This is a genomic window from Nitrospira sp. NS4 (genome assembly GCF_049546785.1).
GTDB lineage: Bacteria > Nitrospirota > Nitrospiria > Nitrospirales > Nitrospiraceae > Nitrospira_D.
The window spans coordinates 746,075-769,903 of sequence record NZ_JBMWAN010000002.1; the positions used below are offsets into that span (position 1 = coordinate 746,075).

The following is a 23,829-nucleotide window of genomic DNA, read 5'->3' on the forward strand; positions in this document are numbered from 1 at the left end:
AAGGCCTGTGCTTCCTCGCCCGGGTTGACGGGCGAATCTGTTGTATAAGCCCGATGATAAAGGGTACTGCCGGAGGAAGCTCATGCTGGCTCGCTGCCTGTGATTAATGAGTAGAGAGTTCGTGGACTGGTGATGATTGCCGGGTTTCAGCGGTGTGGTCGAGCAGTTGCCGGATGCGTTGAGCGATGAGTTCCGGCGTGAAGGGTTTTTGGAGATAATCGCTGGAGGGGTCGCTTGATCCGATGCCGATATCATCCGCATAGCCGGATATAAAGAGGAGCTTCAGATCCGGCTTCAAGATCCGAAGATGTTGGGCGAGTTCGGTCCCGCTCATCCCCGGCATGACGACGTCGGTGATGAGCATTTGAATGTTCCCGATTTGCTGTGAGGCGATCAGGCAGGCTTCCAGACCGTTCCGGGACTCGATCACGCGATAGCCCAGCGTTCTCAGCCCATCCCGAACCAGCTCGCGCACCGATTGGTCGTCTTCCACTAACAGGAGAGTCTCATGACCTCGAATCGAAGAATGGAAAGGCTCGTGGGGAGGCGGCTGCACGATGCGTGATTGCATGCTGGGAAAATAGACATCGAAGCGGCTTCCCTGCCCCACCTGACTGCTCACATCGATGCCCCCTCCGCTTTGCGTGACAATCCCATAGACCATCGACAGTCCCAGCCCCGTGCCTCTGCCGTCGTGCCTGCTGGTAAAGAACGGCTCGAAAATATGAGCTAGCACCTCAGGCGCCATCCCTCTTCCTGTGTCGGCCACGGAGAGTCTTACATAGGGCCCGAGAGTCAAAGCTCGCGCGTAATACATGGGCGTGTGTGCCAGTTCGACCAGCGCGGTGTGAATGACGAGCTGTCCGCCTTTCGGCATGGCGTCGCGCGCATTCACCACCAGGTTCATCAGGACTTGTTCGATCTGGGCCGGGTCCGCTCGGATCTGAAGATCCTGCGGGCTCAATGCGATGGTGAGATCGAGATCTTCACCGATCAGCCGGCGCATCATCGTCTCAAAATTGGTGATGAGCGGATTCAGGGAGAGGACCTTCGGTTTCGAGGGCTGCTGCCGGCTGAAGGTCAGGAGTTGACGGATCAAGGCGGCGGCCCGATCCCCTGCCTGGTGGATTTCTTGTATCCGCCCGCGCACTGGATCGTCGGGATGGAGTTCGCCAAGAAGCCCCTGCCCATGTCCCATGATGACCGTGAGGAGGTTGTTGAAGTCGTGCGCGAGGCCTCCCGCCAATCGGCCGACGGCTTCCAATTTCTGCGCCTGGCGTAACTGCTTTTCGCTTTGGCGGAGGGCCTGCTCGACTCGTTTGCGCTCCAGGCGGTCCTCCAATTCCCTCAGCGCCCGATGAATGGAGGGGACGAGACGGCCGAGACGTTGTTTGAGGATATAGTCGGTGGCGCCGCGCTTGACCGCATCGATCGCGAGGTCCTTTCCAAGGGTGGTGGTGACGAAGAGAAACGGAATATCGGGACAGATTTGACGGGCGAGAGTCAGCGCAGTCAGGCCGTCAAAGCCCGGAATGGAATAGTCGGCCAGGATGGCGTCGAACTTCTTGCGTTTCAAGGCTTTGAGGAATGTGTCGGGCCGGTCGACACGGACCGCCTGGCAGGCAATGCCTCCCTCGGTCAAAATCGAAACGATATGGTCGGCGTCGTCGGGATTGGCCTCAAGCTGGAGGAGTCTGAGGGAGGCCGTCATAGCGCCTCACCTCCTGCTGCCAGGGTGTTGTGTTGAATGAAGATATCGGGGGATCCGGTTGTGGAAGAGGGTTGTAAAGGGGCGTGAGTCTCCGGCGGAGATGCCGGAACGATCCGGTGGAGAAAGTGGAATCGTACGCATTCTTGATGGTCATCGATCATGCGCGGGTGACAGAAGGTAGCGCGATCGGGCGTAGATGGGGTGAAAGAGACCGGAAGGAAAGAGAACTCGGAGGCCTCGGCCAGCCGATGGACGGAACGGTACGGTTGATCATGCGTCGCTGTGTCCATAGAGGGAGACAAACTGCGCCGTCAGAGCCTATGGAAAACGATGAGGCGCACTCTACTCTTGTTGCGCGCGGGCTGCAAGAGGTAGATGGCGGCGACGGTTCAAAATCGAGGGGGGCTAGCCGCCAAAGTGCGAGACCGGGGGGATTATCGTGGCGGCCGGGGTTCCGAAATGAGAGAACATCATCGTGGCCGACACGACCCAGTCAATGAAGGGCTGGGGATAGATACCGATCAGCAGTGTGCCGGCGAGGCTGATGTAGACGACGGCCTTCAGCGGGGCTGAAATGGCGATGGGCGCGGGATCGTGAGGTTCGGCGATATACATCTTCTTCACCACGATGAGGTAATAGTACATCGAGATGACGATGTTGATCAGGCCGACGGTAATGAGGGTATAGAGTCCCTCCTTGATCGCCGAGACGAAGATATAGAGTTTGCCGATAAATCCGGCCAGCGGAGGGACTCCGGCCAGGGAGAGGAGAAAGAGCAGCATGGAGAAGGCCAGAAAGGGTGACCGACGGTTCAGGCCGCTGTAGTCGTCGATCTCTTCGCTGCCGATGGAATGGCTGACGGCGATGACGACCGCGAACGCGCCGATATTCGCAAAGAGATAGGTCAGAAGATAAAACAGAATGGCATCGTTACTCATCTTGGTTCCGGCGGCCAATCCGATGAGGACGTTGCCGATTTGTGCGATGCCGGAGTAGGCCAGGAGTCGTTTGATGTTCGTTTGCGCGATGGCGACGATATTGGCATAGGTCATCGAGAGGATCGAGGTGGCCGCGAGTAACAACACCCACATGGGTTTAAAGGACGCCAGCGCAACGAAGAACATGCGGAGGAGAATGGCGAAGGCGGCTCCCTTCGGCGCGATGGAGAGAAACGCCGTCACGGGCGTGGGCGATCCGTGGTAGGTGTCGGGAATCCAGGAATGAAAGGGCACGGCGCCGATTTTGAACCCGAGGGCCGCGAAGATGAGCAGGAACCCGATGATCAGGCCGGGGGTCGCTTGGGCGGACGCCATATCGGAGAAGACGAGCTTGCCGGTTTCCCCATAGACAAGGCTGATGCCGTACCCCAGCAGTCCCGCGGCAAAGACCCCGAGGATAAAGAATTTGAGGCCGGCTTCGTTCGAGGCCACATCGTCCCGGAGATAGGCCACAAGAACGTAGAAGCCGAAAGTGGAAAACTCCAACGTGACAAAGAGAGAGAGGAGGTCGTTGGCGGAGGCCATGAACATCATGCCGAGAGCCGACATGACCACCAGAAAGTAATATTCACCGCGGAAGAAGGCAAACTTATGGACGAACTCGATGGATGCGAGGATGACCAGGATGCTTGCGCCGACGATAAACATTTTGAAGAACAGCGCCATCCGGTCGAGCACGTACATGTTGGCGAAGAGCGCGCCGGTGACATGGTTGATGTCAAGCCAGGCGAGGCATGCGAGGGTCGCGACGAGCCCGGCGATACTGAAATAGGCCAACTGCTCCTTGGGCAGGCGGGGGAATGCAAAGTCGGCGATCAGGACGAGGCAGAGCCAGACAGTCAGCACAATCTCCGGCAGGAGCAGCAGGAGATCGGACAGCGACATGTTCAATTCAAAATTCATAGCATCGACTTGTACATCGTCAGACGTACCCTATTCTGTCATCCGTTCCTGGTGAAGCTGCACCCCTCGTGCAGCCAATTGTTCCTGTACCGATTCAGCGGGGGGCAAGGGGGCGGGGGCGGCAGCCACCGGGACGACGTGGGTGATTCTGGCAATGAGGGGATCCACGCCTGAGCGGACGACATTGTATAAGTGCATGGGAAAGAGTCCGAAGCCCACGCTTACGGAAATCATGATGAGCAGGGGTAGCCGATCCACCGCGGAGACGGCATCGTGGGAGTGGCTGTATTTCTGATCCATGGGACCATAGAACAACCCCCGCATCATCTTGAACAGGTAGGCAAGGGTCAGGACGATCCCGAGGACCGCGACGATGACCTGGAGCGGATACTTGTTCCAGCTGCCCACGATGATCATGATTTCCGCGATAAAATTGACGGTCCCCGGCATGCCGATGGAGGCCATACAGCCGACGACGAAACAGGCGGAGATAAACGGCATCTTGTTCGATAGACCGCCCAGAGAAGGGATGTCGCGGGTGTGGGTCTGGTCGTAGACCCAGCCGGCCATCGCGAAGAGCATCCCTGTCGCCATGGCGTGGGCGAACATATAGATGACGGCTCCGCTGAGGCTGATATAGTCCAGCGCGGCCATACCGAGAAAGACATAGCCCATGTGGCTGGAGCTGGAATAGCCGATGACGTACTTGGTGTCTTTGGCGTAGAAGGCGACGAAGCCGCCGTAGATGATGCTGAACATGCAGAGCACCGCCGCCATCGGCATCATCTCGCGGGTGGTCTCCGGCAGAATTTCGAAGGCCACCCGAATAATCGAGAAATGGCCCAGCTTCATGAGCACGCCGGCGTGGAGCATGCTCGTTGCCGCAGGGGCTGCGGCATGTCCGACGGGGGACCATGAATGGAGGGGCCAGAGCGGAGCAATGGAGGCAAAGCCGAAGAAAATGAGCACCCAGATAATCTTGTCGAGGGTGGTGCCCAGGACAGGAATATTCATCAGGTGGGCCTGCTCACGGAGCACGAGGATATCGAAGGTGTTGAGCCCTGAATACTTGTAGATCAGCAGAATACCCATGAGGGCTGCCACGGCAAACGCCGAGAGAAACAGTACGAGCTTCATCGCGGCGTACTCTTTGCTGTTCGAGCCGAAATTGAAGATGAATCCGACCGAGTCGCGTTGCTTCAAACCTTCCGGATCGGTCATCTCCAGATATTTCTTCGTATGGCTCCCCCACATGCCGAGCAGGAGGTACATGGGGATGACCGACATCTCATAGAAGAAGTACAGGAAGAACAGATCGAGGGACATGAACACGCCGATCGTCGCGGCGGCCAGAATCAGAATCCAGATATAGAACTCTTTGGTCCGGTCTTTCACATGCCAGGAGACGAAGATCCCGGCGAAGAGCAGGATCGAGGAGGCGAGGACTAAGGGGGTACCGATTCCGTCGACGCCCAGATAGAGGGAGATCCCCAACTGGCGAGACCATTCAAATTTCTGGATGAACTGAAACCCGCCTTTGACCGGGTCGTAGGCGTAAAACAGATAAATGGAGGCGATGAGGGAGACAAAGGCCGATCCGGCGGCGATTCCGCGGACGAGCATGGCCTGGCGGTTCGAGACGAAGATGAGCGCCAAGGCTCCGACGAACGGAGCGAACAGAATATAGAGTAATGCGTAGTCACCCATGGGTTCTAGTGATCCTGTCGTTGAACGGAGTCAGTCAGCGATGCCACCGTGCCGTGGTCGAGGCGGTCGACCAGGGCTTGGATGGAGCCGTTCATGATGCGGAGGAACGGGGACGGATAAAGCCCGATCCAGAGAATCATGACGGACAGTGAGACGGCGATGATCATTTCGCGGAGTTGCAGGTCGACCATGGTGCTCTTGACGGCTTTGCCGAGAGGCCCGAGGATCGCCCGTTCGTAGTACCAGAGAAAGTAGGCGGCACCGAAGACCACCCCGGTCACTGCAAAGGCGCCGTAGACCCAATTGGCTTTGAATGTTCCGAGAAGGATGAGGAATTCTCCGACGAATCCGTTCGTTCCTGGTAACCCGATGGAAGCAAGACCGATGAGCAAGAAGTAACTGGCGAGCAGCGGAACCTGTTTGGCCATGCCTCCGAAGGCAGAGAGATGGGTGGTCTGCTGCCGGGAATAGAGAAAGCCGGCGATGAAGAATAACCCGGCGGTGCTGAAGCCGAGATTGATCATGGTCAGGAGACTGCCCTGGAGTCCCTGGTAATTGAGGGCAAACAGGCCAATGACAATGAAGCCGAGGTGGCTGATGCTGCTGAAGGCCAAAAGGCGTCGGAAGTCCGGTTGAATGAGCGCCATGATGGCGCCATATAAGATGGCGGCAATGCCCAGACACATGAGGACCGCGACCACGGTCTGGCTCTTGGACGCATCCGGCAGGAGCGGGATGCTGAAGCGCATGAATCCGAAGGTACCCAGCTTCAGGCCGGCAAGGACTACGGCCATGCCGATGGGGCCTTCGAGCAGGGCATCCGGGAGCCAGGTGTGGAACGGGAAAACGGGCGCTTTGAAGGCGAAGCCCATGAACATCAGCCAGAAAATCAGGATCTGCTGGCTCAGGGGTATGGGAACGGCCAGGAGATCGAGCAGGTCAAACGAATAGACCTGCTCCGTATGGCGGAGGACGGCCCACTGGTGGAAATTCAGATTCAAGAGAGCGATCCCTACCAGCATGAATACGCTGCCGAGGAGCGTATAGAGGACGTACTTCAATGCCGCGTAATGCCGGTCTACTCCCCCGCCCCAGAGCTTGATGAGGAAGTAGCTGGGGATGAGCATCAATTCCCAGAAGACGAAGAAGAGGATCAGGTCCAATGAGACGAACACACCCATGGTGGTTGTCTCAAGGGCCAGGACACACATCATGTAGAGTTTGACCTGCTGGCGAATGGTATCCCACGAATAGATGACGACCAGCACCGTCAGGAAGGCCGTGAGTCCGACGAACAACACGCTGATGCCGTCTACGGCCAGGTGGTAGCTGATACCCAGTCCGGGAATCCAGCGGACATGCTCGGAAAACTGCATGGCGGCTGATTCCGGGATAAAGCGGATGAGGACAAAAATCGCGAGGGCCAATTCTACGAGGCTGATCGTGAGGGCCGAGGTCCTGACCATATCCTCATCTTCAAACAGCCAGAGGACGGCCGCTCCGATGACCGGGAGAAAGAGCAGGCAGGACAAGATGGGGAAACCGGCTGCGAGTTCTTCTAACATGGGTGCTGTGATGCCTCGACGATCATAGGATCCGGGTTACAGTTGAATGATGAGTTGCACGACCAGCGCCAGCAGGAACAGGCCGGCAATAATGAGCGCGGCATAGTGGTGTACCATTCCGCTCTGAAGTTTGCGCCCTTGGCGCGCGGCCAGGTGGTTGCCGAGCCCAATGACGTTGAGGCCGGCGTAGACCACATATTTCTCGATCCAGGTCGATCCGGCGGAGCCCCAATCGGCCATTTGGGCGACCGCGCGAACAATGCCGTCGATGACGGTGCGATCGAACCAATCGAGGAACTCTCCGAGGCGCTTCGTCGGTTCGACAAAAAGGAAATCGTAGAGCTCGTCGACGTAATATTTGTTGAGCAGAGTGGCATACGCGCCTGAGAACTTGGTGCTCCAGGACTCGGCCGTGGCCGGACTGACGCTATAGAGGAAATGGGCAAGGCCCCATCCGAGGAGCGCAATGCCGGTCGCCGCCCCCATGAGGAGCAACACGAGCCCGGTGCTGGCTTCATGCTCCCCTGCCGCTCCGGCGACTGGCGCGAGGAATCCGTGCAGCCAGCCATGTTCCGGAGGAAAGCCCAGGATAAGACCACCGAGGACAGAGAGCACGCCCAGCGCCATGAGGGGTGCGACCATCACCATCGGCGATTCATGGACGTGCTCTTCCGTATGATGATCCATGCGGGAGGCGCCGAAGAACGTCAGATAGGTCAGCCGGAACATATAGAACGATGTCAGGAAGGCGCCGATCGCTGCCAGGCCATAATACCAATAGTAGTGATTGACGAAGGCATGCCCCATGATCTCGTCTTTACTCCAGAAGCCGGCCAGGGGGGGGATACCGGCGATGGCGACGGTGCCGATGAGAAACAGACGATAGGTCCAGGGAATCCTTTTGCTGAGTCCGCCCATCTTGCGGATGTCCTGTTCGCCCGACAAGGCGTGGATCACGGAGCCGGCCGACAGGAACAGGAGGGCCTTGAAAAACGCGTGCGTCATGACGTGAAACACGGCGGCGGTATAGGCGCCGATGCCGCAGCCGAGGAACATATAGCCGAGCTGACTGACGGTGGAGTACGCGAGGACGCGTTTGATGTCGGTCTGCACGAGTCCGATGGTGGCCGCAAAGAGGGCGGTGCATCCGCCGACGACGGCGACGATCTCCATGGCGATCGGTGACATATCGAAGATCGCATGGTTGCGCACGATCATGTAGACGCCGGCTGTGACCATGGTGGCCGCGTGGATCAGCGCGCTGACCGGAGTCGGACCCTCCATGGCATCGGGGAGCCAGGTATAGAGCGGCAACTGGGCTGATTTGCCGACGGCGCCGATCAAGAGACAGAGGGCGATGGCGGTGGCCATCTCGGGTGAGAGCTGGCTGACCTGCGCCATGACCTTCGTATAGTCCAGGGTCTTGAAGTTGATAAAGACCAGGAAGATGGCCAGGAGAAAGCCGGCGTCGCCGATCCGGTTGACGACGAAGGCTTTGGAGGCGGCCTTGGCGGCGGAGACCTTGTCGTAATAGTAGCCGATCAAGAGATAGGAGCAGAGCCCGACCCCTTCCCATCCGATGAACAGGACGACGTAGTTGTTGCCCATGACGAGCAACAGCATGGAGACCATGAAGAGGTTCATGTAGGTGAAGAAGCGGGTGAAGCCTTCTTCGCCGTGCATATAGCCGACGGAATAGACGTGGATCATGAAGCCGACCCCGGTCACGACGAGGAGCCAGACACAGGTCAACGGATCGACGAGGTAAGCCAGGTTGATCGTCAGGTCTCCGCCGAAAATCCATTGATAGGCGATGACTTCGTGGGGGACGCCCGTGCGGAGGACGTCGGCGAACACGCCGACGACGCAGAGAAAGGACAGTGCGACGGAGCCCCAAGCCAGTCGGTGCGCCATCTCGTGGGAGTACCGGCTTCCGAAGAGCCCGTTGGCAATGACGGCCAGCAACGGGAAGACGGGAATGAGCTTGATGAGCAGATCAGTTAAGTCGGACACGTTACCACTTCAATAGGTTCATTTCGTCGACGTTGGTTGATAGCTTGCCACGGAAGACAACGATGATAATGGCCAATCCCACGGCCGCCTCCCCGGCGGCGATGGCGATGATGAACAGGGCGACGAGCTGGCCCGCCATTGACTCCAGGTAATGAGAAAAGGCCACCAGGTTGATGTTGGCGGCGTTCAGCATGATCTCGACGGACATGAGCACGATAATAAAATTCCTCCGGATGAGCACACCCAGGAGTCCGGTGATGAACAGAATCGCGCTGACAGCGACATAAGCGGATAAAGGAATCATGCGTCAGTCTTTTCCCGCGTCAATCGGTTTGGGCGTCTTGGCCAGCACAATGGCGCCGATAACGGCCCCCAGCAGGAAGACGCCGACTATTTCAAATTGCAGCAGATAGTCGCTGAACATCGTAATGCCGACGGCCGCCGTATCCCCGTCTTGTAGAATGGCCACGGCAGGTGCGCCGCCCTTCGCCCCCGCATAGGGAGATTTCACGAGCAGATAGAGAACATAGAGCGACCCCAGGACGGCCGGGCCCAGGAAGTACATGTAGGTGGAGTGAAAGTAGCGCTCGTCCGTCTTGAGGTTCAGCAACATGAGCACGAACAGGTAGAGCACGAGGATCGCCCCCGCGTAGACCACCACCTGGACAGCCCAGATGAATTCCGCATTCAGGAGGACGAACAGGCCCGAGACGTGAAGCAGAAGGGCAAGCAACGCCAACCCGCAATGCACGGGATTTTTGAGGGCGACGGTCATCACGGCGGCGGCGATGCTGACCAAGGCGAAATAGGAAAAAAAGACGGCGATCATTGTCAGGCTCAGCTTAAATGCTTCGGAGTCGATTGTGTCGGCTTGAGGACCGATTGAGGGAAATAATACCGGTACTCGCGGCTCTCTTCGGCATTCTTCTCCTGGTTATGGGCATAGAGATATTTCTTCGCGTCATCCAGGTGACGCTCGCCGATGTCATAGAGCCGCTTCTTGTCGAAGAGGAGCGTGCGCTTGTCATGGGTGGAGAACTCGTACATCTTGGTCATGGCCAGCGCGTTCACGGGGCAGGCCTCCACGCAGTAACCGCAGAAAACGCACTTCGTAATATCGATATAAAATTCACTGGCATAGCGCTGGAGGGGACGCTCCTTGTCTTCGGCGCTGACGACTTTAATGCAATGGGAGGGACAGGCGGCTTCGCAGAGGTCGCAGCCGACGCAGCGTTCACGCTTGTCGTCGTACCGGAGCAAGCCCAGGGCGCCGCGGTGCGTGTCGGGGAGGATGCGCTGCTCCCGGGGATACTGAAGCGTGATTGGGCGATGGAACATGTGGCGAAAAGTGACCTTCATCGCGTCCCAGATCTCATAGAACAACGCGGCATGAAGGATCTTCTTTGTCAGTGCTGCGACACTCATCTTGGGCTCCTGTCTCTGGGAATCTTCATCGGTCGATCCCTAGGCCCGTTCGATACTGACCCACGTATGCTTGAATGACGGGACGCCGGTCGTCGCGTCCACTTGCACCGCCATCAAATCTTTGACCGGAGGCTCATTGAAATGTTCGGGGAAGAAGCAGGTGTTCGGCGCCAGAGAGGCATCGGGTTGCACCCCCAGTTGGAGCGACCCCCGTTCCGAGGTGACCCGCACCGTTGAACTGTCCTGGAGCCCCAGTCGGTCCATATCCTGCACGTTCATCCGCAGCTTGCCGGTGTTGGGAGCGATCTTGATCAGACCGGGAGCCTCGGTTGACATCTTGCCCGAGTGTGTCAGCAACTGGCCCATGACCAGTGCGAAGGGCCGCTTCGGATCGCTGGCGCTCTGCCCGGCGCGATAGCGGGTCTTCACTTCAGTGGCATAGCCGTTGGCGAGGTAGGCATCAGGGGCCGGCGTCACTTTGCGCGGTTGTCCCAGATTGTAGTAACCCGGGAGCAGCTTCATGATTTCGGCCTGAATGTCGTTGGCCGATTCATAGGGCCATTGGGCGCCCAAGGCATTGGCCAGCGTGGTCATGATATGCCAGTCGGGAAGACTTTCGCCGACCGGCTCCATTGCCTGGCGCACGCGGAGGACACGGCCTTCGAGATTGGTGAAGGTCCCGTCTTTCTCCGCATAGGTGCAGGCCGGGAGGACAAAGTGCGCGAGTCGCCCGGTATCGGTCAAGAAAGGATCTTGCACCACAAGTAATTCGAGCTTTTCAAGAGCGCTTCTGACTTCCATGGAGGCAGGAAGCGTCGCCAAGGGGTTTTCACCGAGGACATACAGCGTCTTGATCTGCCCGCTCTTGCACCGTTTCAGAATTTCAATGAGGTTGGCGCCGCCCTTGGTTGGGAGGGTCGCGTCCCACGCTTTCCCGAAGCGCTCCCGTCCGGCCCCATCGTCGTAGCGGGCTTGTCCCGGAAGGAATTCAGGGGCGACGCCCATATCGACGGCGCCTTGCTCGTTCGGTTCTTCCGTGACGGTGTTCACGCCACAGCCGGGCTGTCCGAGTTTGCCGGTGATCCAGGCCAGGTCGATGAGCTTGAGTACATTCTGGTAGCCGTCCGGCCGGCGCACGATGCCTTCGGCGCAGAGGATAATCGATCGGGGTGCCTCAGCCATGATGGCCGCGATCTCCCGATATGCCTCCACAGAAATGCCCGTGTGCGCGGCCAGTTGGTCAAGTGACAAGCCCGCGACGGCGGCCTTCAAAGCTTCGAAAGCCTGGGGGTGTTTACCAATCGTTTCTTCGTCAACCAGATCCTGTTCGATCGTGGCCTTCACCAGCCCGTCGATCACCTGCCCTTCCGTTCCTGGCTTAATCAGGAACGGATGTGACGCCAGCTTGGCGATGTTGGTCACCGCTGAGTCGAGCACCACCACTTGGGCTTTATAGACGCGGATCGCTTCTTTGACGCGGACGGCCGTCAGCGGGTTGGTTTCGGTCAGGTTCGACCCGATGAGCAGAATGGCTTTGGCCTTCGTCAGGTCTTCCCAGTCATTCGGGGTGCGCCCGAATCCGACGGCATGCCGCGAGGCATGGACAAAATTCATATGTCCGTAGCGTGCGCTGCTGTCGAGCTGGTTGGTGCCGATGACGGCGCGCATGAGTTTTTGAAAGAGGTAGAGTTCTTCGTTGGTGCAACGGGCTGTGATCAACCCGGCAATGGCGTCGCCCCCGTGCTTCTGCTTGATCGCCGCGAAGCGATCGACGACCTGGTGCATGGTGTCGAGCCAGGGCTTCGGCACGAGCTGAGTGCCTTCGCGTACCAGCGGCTGGGTGAGCCTGCTCTTTCCGTCGAGATATTCGAAGCCGAAGCGGCCTCGCACACAGAGCCCCCCGTGCCCCTTCGCCGTCTCCGACCGATCGCCCCACTTATTCTTCCAGGACAGCGGCGAGGTCACACGGATGACTTCGGAGTCCTTGGTTTCCAGGTAAAGCTGACAGCCGTCACCGCAGTAGTTGCAGGTGCTGGTGGTCTTCTTCATCTGCCAGGGCTTGTAGAGATACTTCGAGTACTTGTTCGTGATGGCGCCCACCGGGCAGACGGCGAGGCAATCGCCGCAAAACTCGCAGGAGAGCGGGAGATCGCCTTTGGCGACGACCTGGTTGAAGCCGCCCTTCTTCATGAACTGCAAGGCATCGATCATGAGCACGTCTTTGCAGACGTTGATGCATTCGGCGCAGGCGATGCACCGGTTCATGTTGAAGTCGAGGACGAGACTGCGGGTGTCTTCGGGAATAAACTTCTGTTTGGCGTTGGCCAAATTCGTCACGCCGTGCTGGAAGGCCATGTCCTGAAGTTCGCAGTGGCCGTCGGCGTCGCAGACCGGGCAATCCAGGGGATGCACGGACAGGTGCTTTTCGACGGCCTTCTTGCGCGCCAGGAACAGATCCTCGCCTTCCGTCCGGATGATCATGCCAGCGGCGGCTTTGGCGGTGCAGGAGCGGACCGGAGCCTTCTTGCCTTCCTGCATGACGAGGCACATGCCGCAGGAGCCGAAAGGGTCGAAGGTATAGTGGTAGCACATGGCCGGGATAATCTTGCCCGTGCTGGAAATGACATCGTACAGCGAGACGCCGTCTTTCGCGCTGACCGTCTTGCCGTCGATGGTCAGCTCGATGGACGCCGCTTCGACATCCGGATTTGTAGCTGGTTTCAAGCCCATGGTTCGGATCCTTGTATCTCTATCCGATCGACTTGCCTACCGATCGCACTCGCCCATCACGATATCGTACGTGCCGAACAACGTGATGGCGTCGGCGATCATGTAGCCGCGCGACATATAATCAAATGCGCCCATGTGAATGAAGGAAGGGGCGCGGATTTTCAGGCGATAGGGTTTTCCCCCGCCCGTACTGACGATATGGAATCCGAGCTCGCCTTTGTGCGCTTCGGTTCCGCAGTAGATTTCCCCCGGAGGGGCGTTGAAGCCCTGGGAGAACAGCTTGAACTGCTGAATCATGGCCTCGAGATTCGTGAAGACGCGCTCTTTCGGCGGCAAGGTCACGCTGGGCACATCCGCCATGATCGGGCCTTCCTGCATCTGCTCCAGGCACTGGCGAATGATTTTCACGCTCTCATACATTTCCATGACCCGGATCCAGTAACGATCGTAGGTGTCGCCGTTCTTGCCCACCGGGACGCTGAACTCGCATTTGGGATAGGCGGAGTAGGGTTCGTATTTGCGCAGATCGTAATCGACGCCCGAGCCACGCAGGGTCGGACCACTCAAGCCGAAGCTCACCGCGTCTTCGGCGGAAATGACCCCGACGCCTTTGGTGCGCGCGACCCAGATACGATTCTTCTCCAGGAAGACGATATATTCGTCGATCTTGGGAGGGAAATAGTCGAGGAACTGCTTCAGCTTGTCGAGGAGCGAGGGCGTGAAGTCCCGCTCGACCCCCCCGATCCGGTACCAGCTGGTGGTCAATCGCGCGCCGCAGAGTTCGTCGAACCAGTCCAGCAGGATCTCGCGATCGCGGAAGCAATAGAAAAAGACGGTCATGGCGCCGATGTCGAGCGCCTGTGTGCCGAGCCAGAACTGATGGCCGATGATGCGCTGGACTTCCGCGACGATGGTGCGGAGGTACTCCGCCCGTTCCGGAACCTGCAGGTTCATCAGCTTTTCGACCGCGCGGCAGTAGGCGAAGTTGTTGTACATCGCGCAGACGTAGTCGAGCCGGTCGGTATGGGGAATGAACTGATGGTAGGTGCCTTCCTCGGCCAGCTTTTCGACGCCGCGATGGAGATAGCCCATGACCGGCGTCGATTTGACGAGGCGCTCGCCCTCGAGTTCCAGGATGACCTTGAGCACACCGTGGGTGCTGGGGTGCTGTGGACCCATGTTCAGCAGCAGTTCCTCGGTGCGGAGCGTGGGGAGCGTTTCGCTCTCCGGATGTTCCGGATCGACTTTGTAGACGGTCGTTCTCTGATCTTCGAATGCCATGGCTCGCGTGATTCCTACCGCGGAACTTCGTCAAGAAAATCGAATGTGTCTCGCCACCCCTTGCCGCGCAGCGGGAAGTCTTTCCGAAGGGGGTAGCCTTCGGTGTAATCGTCCGGCATGAGGATCCGCCGCAAATCCGGATGATTGCGGAAGCGGATGCCCATCATGTCGTAGACCTCACGCTCCATGAAGTCGGCACCCTTCCAGATATCGGTCAAGGAATCCACGACACAATCCGATTCCGGTGCGCGGGTTTTGAGCCGGATCCGCTGCCGTTTGCGAATGGAGTAGAATTCCCATACGACTTCGAAGCGCTCTTCATCGTCCGGCCAGTCGACGGAACTTACATGCACGATATAGTCAAAATCCATTCCGGGATCGTCGTGAAGGAACCGGGCAACCTCATGGACTTTGTCCCGCGTCACGGTCACGGACACATCTCCACGCCATTCGGTGGCGGAGACAAATCCGACGGGAAAGGTGTCCTGTACCCGTTGAGCCAGTAGATGCATGGTTGAGGGCTATACCTTCAGGCTTTCTTTGACCTGGTCCGGTTGTTTCACGAAGACCCGCTTCTGCATGATGCGCTCTTGCAGTTTCAAGATGCCGTCGAACAGCGCCTCGGGCGTCGGCGGGCATCCAGGCACATAAATATCGACGGGGACGAACCGGTCGACACCCTGCACCACGCTGTAGCTGTCATAGATGTTGCCTGAGGTGGCGCAGGAACCCATGGCAATGACGTATTTGGGCTCCGGCATCTGATCGTAAATCTTCCGGATCACAGGAGCCATTCGACGGCAGACCGTTCCCGCCACAATCATGAGATCGGACTGGCGGGGGGAGGCGCGAAACACGCCGGCTCCATACCGGTCCATGTCGTAACGCGAAGAGACGGCTGCAATCATCTCGATCGCGCAGCAAGCCAAGCCGAACGTCATGGGCCAGAGCGAACCTTTACGCGCCCAGTTCACCGCTTTTTCCACGGTGGTGGTGATGACGTCGGGGGAGCCGTCTTTGTCCGGCCGCCCTAGCTGGATTAGTCCCATTCGAGCGCTCCCTTCCGCCACGCGTAGACATACGCCACGAGGAATAAGGCAATAAACACCATCATCTCGACGAGCCCGATAATCCCGAGTTTTTCAAACACGACGGCCCAGGGGTAGAGAAAGATGACCTCGATGTCGAAAATAACGAACAACATCGCAAAGATGTAGTACCGAACGGGAAACGGCATGCGGGCGTCTGAAAAAGGTTCGGATCCGCATTCATAGGTGGAGAGCTTCTCTGGTTCGGGATATTTGGGCTGCACAAAATAGCTGATCACCAGTGTCACCACCCCGAACGCGAGGGCGATAAAGATGAACAGCAGAATCGGGAAATATCTCGTCAAATACTCGAGGAGCAGGTCAAAACCGGTCATCGTTCACGTCTCACAAGCTGTTGACCTAGAAAGAAGAGGGGAGATCTTAGTGCTGTGGTCTTGGGGATAGCAAGCGGACAAAGGACCTACGAAATGAGACCCGAAAGCCCTAGGTTTCTGTGTCTATATTTTGGCTGTGCAGAAAATGCGAATTACTCATGTCGCACAAATGGTTATCGTTGTCGCCGCTTGGGGGGTGAGTGCGAGAAAGCCGTATCGAACGCACGGGGCACGGCCCGTTTTGCTAGGGCTGAGAATCCCGGGGGAGTTTGGGAGGAGAGGGTATGCGCAGATGGAACGGCGGATCCGGCTGAGAGTCGTCCCATTCCGACTCCAAAGGAGAGAGCGCCTTGGCTTTCCGGCGTCGATGGATCTGGGTCTCAATCCTCCGTTGCGGGAAGGATGGATCGGGATCGGATGATCGTGCTGTTGTCATGTGAGCCAGAAGGATTCGCGAGAGTCAGCGATGAAGTGCGTATGACACGATAGCATCCCAATAAAATGACCGTCAAATGAGCGGCGTCGTTCTGCCAATATTCTTGACAATACACCATCCTTTGCTATGGTTTGCGAAGCGCTACTTGTCTAAACACAAGGACTGAACCCATGAAAAACATGACACGAATCGTCCTCGCTGTGCTCCTGTCGTGGGGCAGCCTACTGCCGGACAGAGTGATGGCCCAGACACAAGACGTCGATTCAGTTAGGCTCGGTGAGGCCGCACTGGCGTATGCTGCCGGTTCTATTCAGAAAACGACGCCGCGCGATGGTCTGGTGAATCTCATCACCGGTGATAACCAGGCCTCAGGAGCCCGGACTGTTCTTGGAGCGGGAGACTCGGTATATCTCAAGCTCGACAACCCTCGGGAGGTCGCGCTGGGCGATCTTTTCACGGTCTATCGTCGGGTACGGAAGGTCTTTCACCCGGCTACGCAGGAATATCTCGGGTTTATCACCATCAGGCTGGCGGTGGTGAAGGTCGCTCAGGTGGATGATGCCTTGACGACCGTGGAAGTGGTTCGCAGCTATGGGGCCTTTGCCCCCGGCGATCTGGTTTATCGCTTTGTCCCCCCCGCGCCGGCGGGTGAGCCCCGTTCCACAGGTGATCCGGGTGATATCAGTGGGATGATCGTCGGCATCCAGGCGGATCAACCGATGACGCTCGTGGCACAGAGGAATATTGTCTATCTCGATCATGGGCAGGAAGATGGTCTGATGAGCGGAGATGTCCTGGACATCTATCGTAAGGGACTGGGAATTCCTTCTCGCAAGGTCGGACAGCTCAGAATTATCTCCACCGAAGACCGGACGGCGACCGCTCAGGTTGTGAAGTCGATGACGAGAATTATGGTAGGAGACCGGTACAAGTTAGTGGGGCATTCGGCGCCGCTTGCTCAGCCGATCGAGCCGGCACAGATTTCCTCTGTGAAGAATGTCGCCACGGCGATTCCGTCTGATTTGGTTGCGCGGACTTTGAAGGTCCAGGATGCAGCGGGACAGAGCCGTTTGAATCTTGGCGATCTGAAAAACCTGCTTCGGTATGATTCGGGCGAGGCTGCGATCAGGCCGGAAGGATACAAAGTGCTTGATCAGTTGATTGAGTACCTACGGTCCGGCAGCGATGCGCGGATGGTCCGTGTGGAAGGCCATGCGGACAATGTAGAGATTGGTCCATCGCTCAAATCTCGGTACCCGAGCAATTGGGAGTTGTCGAAGGCTCGTGCAGGCGGGGTTGTTCGATACCTTGTGGAAAAGGGCGGGTTGGATTCGGCGCGCTTCTCTTCTATCGGATACGGCGATAGTCGTCCGGCTGCAACCAATGCGAATGAGGAGGGGCGCACCAGCAACCGCCGAGTCGAAGTAGTTCTGTACTCGCCGACATCGACGGACCCCAAGGCCTCACAGCCGATCGATCCCGGCACCGCGGGTCATGTGGAATCCGGTGCTTCGAGCCTGAGTGTTCAAGGGAGCAGTTCGGCTGAGTCGGCGTCTGTGGCTGCTCAAGACGGATCTATCGCCGCTTCAGATTCTCCATCGTTGCCGGGGAAGGAAACCCTTCCCGCGGCCGATGGGCCGGGCATTCTCAACCTCCCTGTCTCGACCGGACAGGCGGTTACAGAATCTGCCGCACAGGATCCGGTCAAGCCGGCGGCACCACCACTTGAGTAAGGCCTGTTCCGTGAGCGACCGGGATGTCACGTCTTGGCATCCGGGTCGCTCCATCTTTTCTGTGTTTATGGGCCCCGCAAGCGGTCTCCTTTGATTGTCCTGCCTTTTGTCGCGCTGCTAGAATGCCGCATGCGACACAATGACACGCCCTCCACATCAAAAGATGCGCATGAGCAGAATGAACTCTTTGCCGATGTGATTGTGCCCCGGCATATCGCGAAGGCCTTTACTTATCTCGTTCCATCCTCTCTCGTAAACCGGATTGCAGTCGGGCAGTGCGTCACCGTTCCCTTCGGACGGACGATGCTTCAGGGGGCCGTTGTGGCGTTGACCCGCGCGCTACCCTCGGGCGTGACCGTATCCCGACTCAAGCCTATTGCGTCCCTGGCGGAGGGAAACCACTTCTCGGGTATTGCCCCGGAGATGTTTGCGTTATCGAAACGGGTTGCAGACGAATATCTTGCGCCTTGGGGCCAGTGTTTGCGGCTGGTGACGCAATCAGCAGGACGATCGGTTCCTGCTCCGGTTCGATTCACGGTGACCCAAGAGGGACGGGGCGCAATTGAGCAAGGAGGTTGCCCCGAAGGTATGCGGTCGCTCCTCACCCGCATCGCGCGGCGTGCCAGCGGCTTATCGGCAGCGACGGTTCAGACGGCCGCGAAGGACGCGCCGCGTGGCGCCCTGCAATTTCTTCAATCCCGGCAGTGGGTTGTGCGTATTTCCGACGCTGTCCCGCGCACGCGGACTTCGGTCAAAACGGCGGTAATCGCAGCGGAGCGTGAGACTGTCAATCTTCCTCTGATGCCGGACCCAGAGGAGGAAGCGCTGCAGCGTATTATGAAACTCCTGCATCCTCCCAAGGCAGGGAGAATCCTGATTCATGGGCAGACGGACTATCGAATCTCCCTACTGGTTAGTGCGGCTCGGCAGGTACTGGCCGCTGATCGGTCGGTGCTGGTGATAGTCGGCGAGGTTGCGAAGGTCGATTGGATGGCAGGGGTTCTGCGGCGGGTCACGAACGTGCCCGTGACCGTGCATCATGGCCGCACTCAGGATCCCGGGATTGCCGCGGTTCCGGAGGGGAGGCCTCAGCTTGTGGTCGGGACCCGTTCGGCCATTTTCCGGGGCCTGGACCCGATGGGGCTGATTTGGATTGAGGGCGAAGACGACGCGGCGCTCAAAGAACCGCAGGAGCCGCACTATCATGCGCGCGAGGTCGCCTGGTTACGGGCTCAACAGCTCGGGGTGCCTCTGGTGCTGGGATCCTCCCACCCGTCGTTGGAGTCCATGACGGCGGCCGGGGGTGAGCTGTGTACGCAGCAACTTGCGCCAGAGCGTGCCCCGCATGTGGAGTTAGTGGATCTGTCCCGGGAATTCTCCGGCTCGCCTATGAGTGCCAGGCTGGTCGCGGCCTTGCGCGAGACGCTGCAGCAGCATGAGCGGGTCGTCCTGTTCTTGAATCGAAAGGGCTATGCCGGGGCATTGGTCTGCCGAGAGTGCGGGTGGGTGCCACGCTGTGGGTCGTGTGCGGTGGCGCTCCCCTATTACCGGGAGAAAGGTCGTCTTGCCTGCAGATATTGCGGCGCGGGGGTCTCTCCTCCGGACATCTGTCCGACATGCGGGTCATCGCGCCTCAGCCCTGTCGGAGAGGGAACGGAGCGCGTGGAACTGGAGGTTCGCCGGCTGTTTCCGGACGCACGCATCGTGCGGATCGAGGGAGTCTCCAGCCGAGGAGCTGGGACTGGTCGAGGACATTGGCAGCAGGTGGACTCGCGGGAATGGGATATTCTTATCGGGACACAGGTCTTGTTTCAGCGCGAGCCGATTTCTCCCGTCGGTCTGGTCGGAATCGTGCAGGCCGATTCCGGTTTGCATGTGCCGGATTTCCGCGCCGCTGAGCGAACCTACCAATTGCTGGTTGACGCGGTGAGCCTGGGACGTCCGGCCTCGGCCGGCGGGCGAGTGATCTTGCAAACGTCTTTGCCGAACCATCATGTCATGCAGGCTATCGTCTCCCATGATCCGGCACGGTTTTATGATGAAGAATTGAAGACCCGCCAGTTGCTCGGGTATCCGCCTGCCATGCATCTGATCCATCTGGCCGTGTCGGGCAAGGATCGCCTGCAGGTCGAGCAGGCGGCACAGAAGTGGGTGAGGCTGTTACACAGCGCTGCGTCCGGATCTGCAACACCGGCTCATCGAACGGGCTTGTCCTCCCCTGCCGGGTCTCTTCTGATTCCGTCATCCGAGGGTATCGGCATTCTGGGTCCGGTAGTAGCCACGGGGATGCGGCCCAAGGGACATGTCCGGTCGCACATCATGGTCAAGGGACGCGATCGTGCGGCGATTCGCACGCTGGTGCGAGACTCTCTGGACGCGGTCGAGCGTGCCTATCCCCGCAGAATCCTGAAGTTCAGCGTGGATGTTGACCCCCTTGAGATGGACTGAGCCTAGCGCTTCTTCGTGCGTTGGGGCCGCTCGGGTTTTACGGACGGAGGCGGGTCGATCGGGGGCGTCGTCGCCGATGCGGCCCACGCGCGTTTAAAAAGGCCATAGGAAAAGGAAATCCAGAAGACGGATGCGAAGAGCCCCAGGACTACGGCTGAGAGGACGGTTCCCATCTCCTCGTCAGATGGCGCGGTAGCGGCCGACTTGAGTTGGACCATCAGGTTGAGCGGCCAGGCAAAACTCTCCAGACCAACGAGCAGCGTCGACCAGGCCCAGATCTCAGTGATGGTGCGGCCTTTCCAGAAGAGAAAACCCGCAACGAGAAGGATCCATCCGACCATGACCGCCGTCGGCACCGTGCCCCAGAGCAGCCAAAACCCTGCTCCGACCACAAGGGTGCCAAGTCCGATGTTGATCTGGATCATTCTCTGAGAAGTCGGCGACATGACGGGATGGGAGTGTGATGGCTGCGTGAGGTGAAGTCAACGCGCGCGTGTCGCGCGGCGAACGATGTTAACGGCCCAGCTCGGATTGTGCCGCCTCCAGCAGCGTCTGCATATCGAACGGTTTTTGGAGGGTTCGGCGCGCCCCGAGCATCTTGGCAACATCGAGGAAATTCAGGATGCCGATCATGTCGCAGCCTCCCGTGATCGCAATCACGCGCGAGGCCGGAAATTCACGGCGGAGCGTCATAATACTTTCTAATCCGTCTTGGTCCGGCATCAAGATGTCCATGACCACCAGATCCGCCGGCTTGGCCCGGTAGCATTCAAGACCCTGTTTCCCGTTCCGGGCTTCCTGAACTTCATATCCGGCCTGCTCAAGTGTATCCCGGATCAACTGGCGGATCTGATCTTCGTCATCAACGACAAGGACTGAGGGCATCGTGTTCCTCTGCGAGTTCATTCCCAGGCTCACGGACTTGAGCAAGAGAGGGAAGTGCCGTCGGGCCTGATCAAGAGGTTCGGGATCGTCAGGAGCGATCGGTGGCGGCCTCTCTCTTCACATCCGGTATGGTGTGATCCGGCTATCTTGAGACCGGCATGATACCGAATCATGCGGCCGATTGAAGAGCGTTTGGGTGACTCTAACATCCCGCCCCAAGGCGAGCAAGCGATTCTTCGTCATGGGTTCATGGCTGACCAGACGTGTCTGAGGAAACCGATTGCCCGTATTACGTTCAACCGAGATTCCATCCGGCCTGGATGACAGTTCGCAACGGTCCACAGAGTCATGGTCCGAAGAGATCCGGCCTAGAGAAAACAAGGCCTGCGGCCAGGACGATAAGGCTGGCCGGGAATGAATTTGAGACTGATTGGGATAGGGCTGTCTGTCTCAGTCTATCTAGGCTGCGGACACAGACTGGTCGCCAGGGGTAACCTCATCGATCCGCGTGCTTCGGCTCAGGGAGGGCCGTCCTGCCTGCGGGGTGTTGAAAAAGTCCGCCACCGTCGATCCCGCATCGCTCAGAGGCCCAATGTTGAGATGAAGCCTCGGAGGGACGGATGCGAAGGATGTTCTCTGCTCGCCAAGATCCATCGGGACGGCGAACGGATTGCACAGTAGTGCGGTGTGCACCTTTTCGCGTATTGCGCTCTTGCTGTAGGGCCTTGTTGAACACAACCGGAGGCGTTTCACATGGCACCTGTAATCCCACGAGTGGTGCCTGTCCGGGGTATAGATATGGGCCAGGAAGAGGGTTTGGGCGGAGGAACTAAACCCGAGCAGCTCTGATCGCGGTTAGAGCCAGGACAAGAAAAAGCCGGCGAGTGAGCCAGCGTCAGTTGGTGCCGAAGGCGGGACTTGAACCCGCACGGCTTGCGCCACACGCCCCTCAAACGTGCGTGTCTGCCATTCCACCACTTCGGCATCAGGAAACAAAAAAACCCGACGAGGGAGGGGCATTATAGAAGTAGGCCAAAATCCTTGTCAATAAAGCAGGTGTCCGGTAGAATCGGCCCCCGTCTCCCTAAATGACCGCGATGGTTCCGATAGTTCCATTAATGAGCCGGTAGGACAGCGGATTCATGACCTTCATAACCTCCGATCGCCACCGTCGTCTCAGGGCATCTGTGGCCGCGTTTTTTGACGTGGATAACACGCTGCTCCCCGGCGAGGCGAGCGAAATACGATTCTTTCGATGGTTGTGGCAACGGAGGGTCGTGGGCTGGCCCGAAGCGCGGGTCAGCGTGCAATGGTGGATGCGGCATTGGCCGGCGCTGTCACTTCAGCCGCTCCGGGAACGAAAACTCTACTTGATGGGGAAGCCGGCTCAGGTGATCGAACCGATGGGCGAGGAATTCTGTCGAGAGCAATTGTGTCCCTGCGTCTCGCCCGACGCCATGAAAAGAATCGAGGAGCACCGGCAGGCAGGTCACGCCGTCGTGTTGGTGACGGGGTCGCTGGATTTTCTCGTGGATCCCATTGCGACGTCGTTGCAAGTCGACCGGTGTCTGGCGGGCCGGCTGGAGCAGCGGGACGGAGTGTATACCGGCGACCTGATTCAGCCGTTGCCCTATGGGGCGGGGAAACACACGCTGGTGCAGCGTCTGGCGCAGGAGATGGACTTGGATCTGGCCGCCTGCTTCGCGTACGGCGACAGCCCCGGCGACCGAGAGATTCTGAGTGCGGTGGGGCATCCGACGGTGGTGAATCCCATTCGCGGGATGGATCGGGTGGCCCGGCGCAACGGCTGGCCGGTGGTGTCATGGAAGTGAATCTTGCGGGATCGTCTCGTGAGACGACGGTCCGCGTCACCGAAATCTTTTACAGTATTCAAGGCGAGTCGACCTACGCGGGCCAGCCCTGTGTCTTCATTCGTCTGACAGGCTGTCCGCTCCGCTGCACCTGGTGTGATACGGAATACAGTTTTTACGGCGGCACGTGGTTGTCCGTCGACGCGCTCCTCGCGCAGGTGGCGCAATACGGATGCCGCCTGGTCGAAGTCACGGGGGGCGAGCCGCTTGCTCAACCGGAGGCCGTTCCCTTGATTGCGCGGCTCTGTGACGAAGACTATACGGTCCTGCTGGAAACCAGCGGCGCGATCGACATTGAGCCGGTGGACCGGCGGGCGCGCGTCATTCTCGATGTGAAATGTCCGGGCAGCGGGATGACCGACCGTATGCACTGGCCGAACCTGGACCGGTTAACCGCGAAGGATGAAGCGAAGTTCGTGCTGGCGGATCGCGCAGACTATGACTGGGCGTGCGAGATTGTGGCACGGTATCGGCTGGCCGACCGCTGCACCGTCCTCTTCAGTCCTGTATTCGGGTCGCTCGATCTTCGCGGACTGGCGGAATGGATTCTGGCGGATCGGTTGCCGGTTCGTTTTCAACTGCAGTTGCACAAATATATCTGGGCCCCTGATATGCGCGGAGTCTGAGATATCGCTGCCAGCCCTCAGCTATCAGGGTGACCTGAAAACGGAGAGCTGATGGCTGACAGTTTGAACAAGG

The 23,829-nt window shown here is 58.6% G+C and carries 19 protein-coding genes and 1 tRNA gene; 4 read left to right on the top strand and 16 right to left on the bottom strand.

Annotated features, from left to right (window positions below; translation table 11 throughout):
- Nucleotides 1-103: 103 nt before the first annotated feature.
- The 13 genes from ACO9S2_RS08200 to ACO9S2_RS08260 all read right to left on the bottom strand — a co-directional run bounded on the left by ACO9S2_RS08200 (nt 104) and on the right by ACO9S2_RS08260 (nt 15,757).
- Entirely contained in the window at nt 104-1,711 is a 1,608-nt protein-coding gene (locus ACO9S2_RS08200; RefSeq protein WP_423721480.1) for a response regulator, read from the bottom strand.
- Nucleotides 1,712-2,116: 405 nt separating this feature from the next.
- A complete protein-coding gene (locus ACO9S2_RS08205) occupies nt 2,117-3,613 on the bottom strand; it encodes an NADH-quinone oxidoreductase subunit N (protein WP_423721481.1) in 1,497 nt (498 codons plus the stop codon).
- Between the two features lie 30 nt (nt 3,614-3,643).
- Nucleotides 3,644-5,320, bottom strand: coding sequence for a complex I subunit 4 family protein (locus ACO9S2_RS08210; RefSeq protein ID WP_423721482.1), 1,677 nt, complete (start codon nt 5,318-5,320; stop codon nt 3,644-3,646).
- 5 nt (nt 5,321-5,325) lie between these two features.
- Complete coding sequence (locus ACO9S2_RS08215) at nt 5,326-6,885, bottom strand: complex I subunit 4 family protein (RefSeq protein ID WP_423721483.1); 1,560 nt, start codon at nt 6,883-6,885, stop codon at nt 5,326-5,328.
- A 36-nt stretch (nt 6,886-6,921) separates the two neighbouring features.
- Nucleotides 6,922-8,898 carry an NADH-quinone oxidoreductase subunit L gene (nuoL, locus tag ACO9S2_RS08220; RefSeq protein ID WP_423721484.1) on the bottom strand — a complete coding sequence of 659 codons (1,977 nt, stop codon included), beginning with the start codon at nt 8,896-8,898 and terminating at the stop codon, nt 6,922-6,924.
- 1 nt (nt 8,899) lies between these two features.
- On the bottom strand, nt 8,900-9,202 hold the full coding sequence (gene nuoK, locus ACO9S2_RS08225) for an NADH-quinone oxidoreductase subunit NuoK (protein WP_423721485.1): 303 nt from the start codon (nt 9,200-9,202) through the stop codon (nt 8,900-8,902).
- Nucleotides 9,203-9,205: 3 nt separating this feature from the next.
- The gene (locus ACO9S2_RS08230) at nt 9,206-9,727 is read right to left on the bottom strand and encodes an NADH-quinone oxidoreductase subunit J (protein WP_423721486.1); all 522 of its coding nucleotides are present in this window, start codon (nt 9,725-9,727) and stop codon (nt 9,206-9,208) included.
- 8 nt (nt 9,728-9,735) lie between these two features.
- The gene (nuoI, locus tag ACO9S2_RS08235) at nt 9,736-10,323 is read right to left on the bottom strand and encodes an NADH-quinone oxidoreductase subunit NuoI (RefSeq protein WP_423721487.1); all 588 of its coding nucleotides are present in this window, start codon (nt 10,321-10,323) and stop codon (nt 9,736-9,738) included.
- Between the two features lie 39 nt (nt 10,324-10,362).
- On the bottom strand, nt 10,363-13,053 hold the full coding sequence (locus tag ACO9S2_RS08240) for a molybdopterin-dependent oxidoreductase (protein WP_423721488.1): 2,691 nt from the start codon (nt 13,051-13,053) through the stop codon (nt 10,363-10,365).
- 36 nt (nt 13,054-13,089) lie between these two features.
- A complete protein-coding gene (gene nuoD / locus ACO9S2_RS08245) occupies nt 13,090-14,232 on the bottom strand; it encodes an NADH dehydrogenase (quinone) subunit D (RefSeq protein ID WP_423721582.1) in 1,143 nt (380 codons plus the stop codon).
- Nucleotides 14,233-14,348: 116 nt separating this feature from the next.
- A complete protein-coding gene (locus ACO9S2_RS08250; protein WP_423721489.1) occupies nt 14,349-14,846 on the bottom strand; it encodes an NADH-quinone oxidoreductase subunit C in 498 nt (165 codons plus the stop codon).
- A 9-nt stretch (nt 14,847-14,855) separates the two neighbouring features.
- Nucleotides 14,856-15,383, bottom strand: coding sequence for an NADH-quinone oxidoreductase subunit B (locus ACO9S2_RS08255; protein WP_423721490.1), 528 nt, complete (start codon nt 15,381-15,383; stop codon nt 14,856-14,858).
- Nucleotides 15,374-15,757, bottom strand: coding sequence for an NADH-quinone oxidoreductase subunit A (locus tag ACO9S2_RS08260; RefSeq protein ID WP_423721491.1), 384 nt, complete (start codon nt 15,755-15,757; stop codon nt 15,374-15,376). The genes ACO9S2_RS08255 and ACO9S2_RS08260 overlap by 10 nt, the downstream gene beginning before the upstream one ends.
- A gap of 615 nt (nt 15,758-16,372) precedes the next feature.
- On the opposite strand from ACO9S2_RS08260, the gene ACO9S2_RS08265 reads away from it, so the two are divergent.
- Both ACO9S2_RS08265 and priA read left to right on the top strand, forming a co-directional pair.
- A complete protein-coding gene (locus ACO9S2_RS08265; RefSeq protein WP_423721492.1) occupies nt 16,373-17,926 on the top strand; it encodes an OmpA/MotB family protein in 1,554 nt (517 codons plus the stop codon).
- 129 nt (nt 17,927-18,055) lie between these two features.
- Nucleotides 18,056-20,374, top strand: coding sequence for a replication restart helicase PriA (priA, locus tag ACO9S2_RS08270; RefSeq protein WP_423721493.1), 2,319 nt, complete (start codon nt 18,056-18,058; stop codon nt 20,372-20,374).
- A 2-nt stretch (nt 20,375-20,376) separates the two neighbouring features.
- Here the strand turns inward: priA and ACO9S2_RS08275 are convergent, their stop codons facing one another.
- The 3 genes from ACO9S2_RS08275 to ACO9S2_RS08285 form a co-directional block, all read right to left on the bottom strand.
- Nucleotides 20,377-20,799 carry a hypothetical protein gene (locus ACO9S2_RS08275; protein WP_423721494.1) on the bottom strand — a complete coding sequence of 141 codons (423 nt, stop codon included), beginning with the start codon at nt 20,797-20,799 and terminating at the stop codon, nt 20,377-20,379.
- An 88-nt stretch (nt 20,800-20,887) separates the two neighbouring features.
- Nucleotides 20,888-21,259 (bottom strand): response regulator, encoded by a 372-nt coding sequence (locus tag ACO9S2_RS08280; RefSeq protein WP_423721495.1) that lies wholly within the window; start codon nt 21,257-21,259, stop codon nt 20,888-20,890.
- A gap of 900 nt (nt 21,260-22,159) precedes the next feature.
- Nucleotides 22,160-22,243 (bottom strand) — tRNA-Leu (locus ACO9S2_RS08285).
- 203 nt (nt 22,244-22,446) lie between these two features.
- On the opposite strand from ACO9S2_RS08285, the gene ACO9S2_RS08290 reads away from it, so the two are divergent.
- Nucleotides 22,447-23,091: an HAD family hydrolase gene (locus ACO9S2_RS08290; RefSeq protein WP_423721496.1), complete on the top strand. Its 645-nt coding sequence runs from the start codon at nt 22,447-22,449 to the stop codon at nt 23,089-23,091.
- Nucleotides 23,082-23,756 carry a 7-carboxy-7-deazaguanine synthase QueE gene (gene queE, locus ACO9S2_RS08295; protein ID WP_423721497.1) on the top strand — a complete coding sequence of 225 codons (675 nt, stop codon included), beginning with the start codon at nt 23,082-23,084 and terminating at the stop codon, nt 23,754-23,756. Before ACO9S2_RS08290 ends, queE begins: the two co-directional genes overlap by 10 nt.
- The last annotated feature ends 73 nt before the right edge of the window (nt 23,757-23,829 follow it).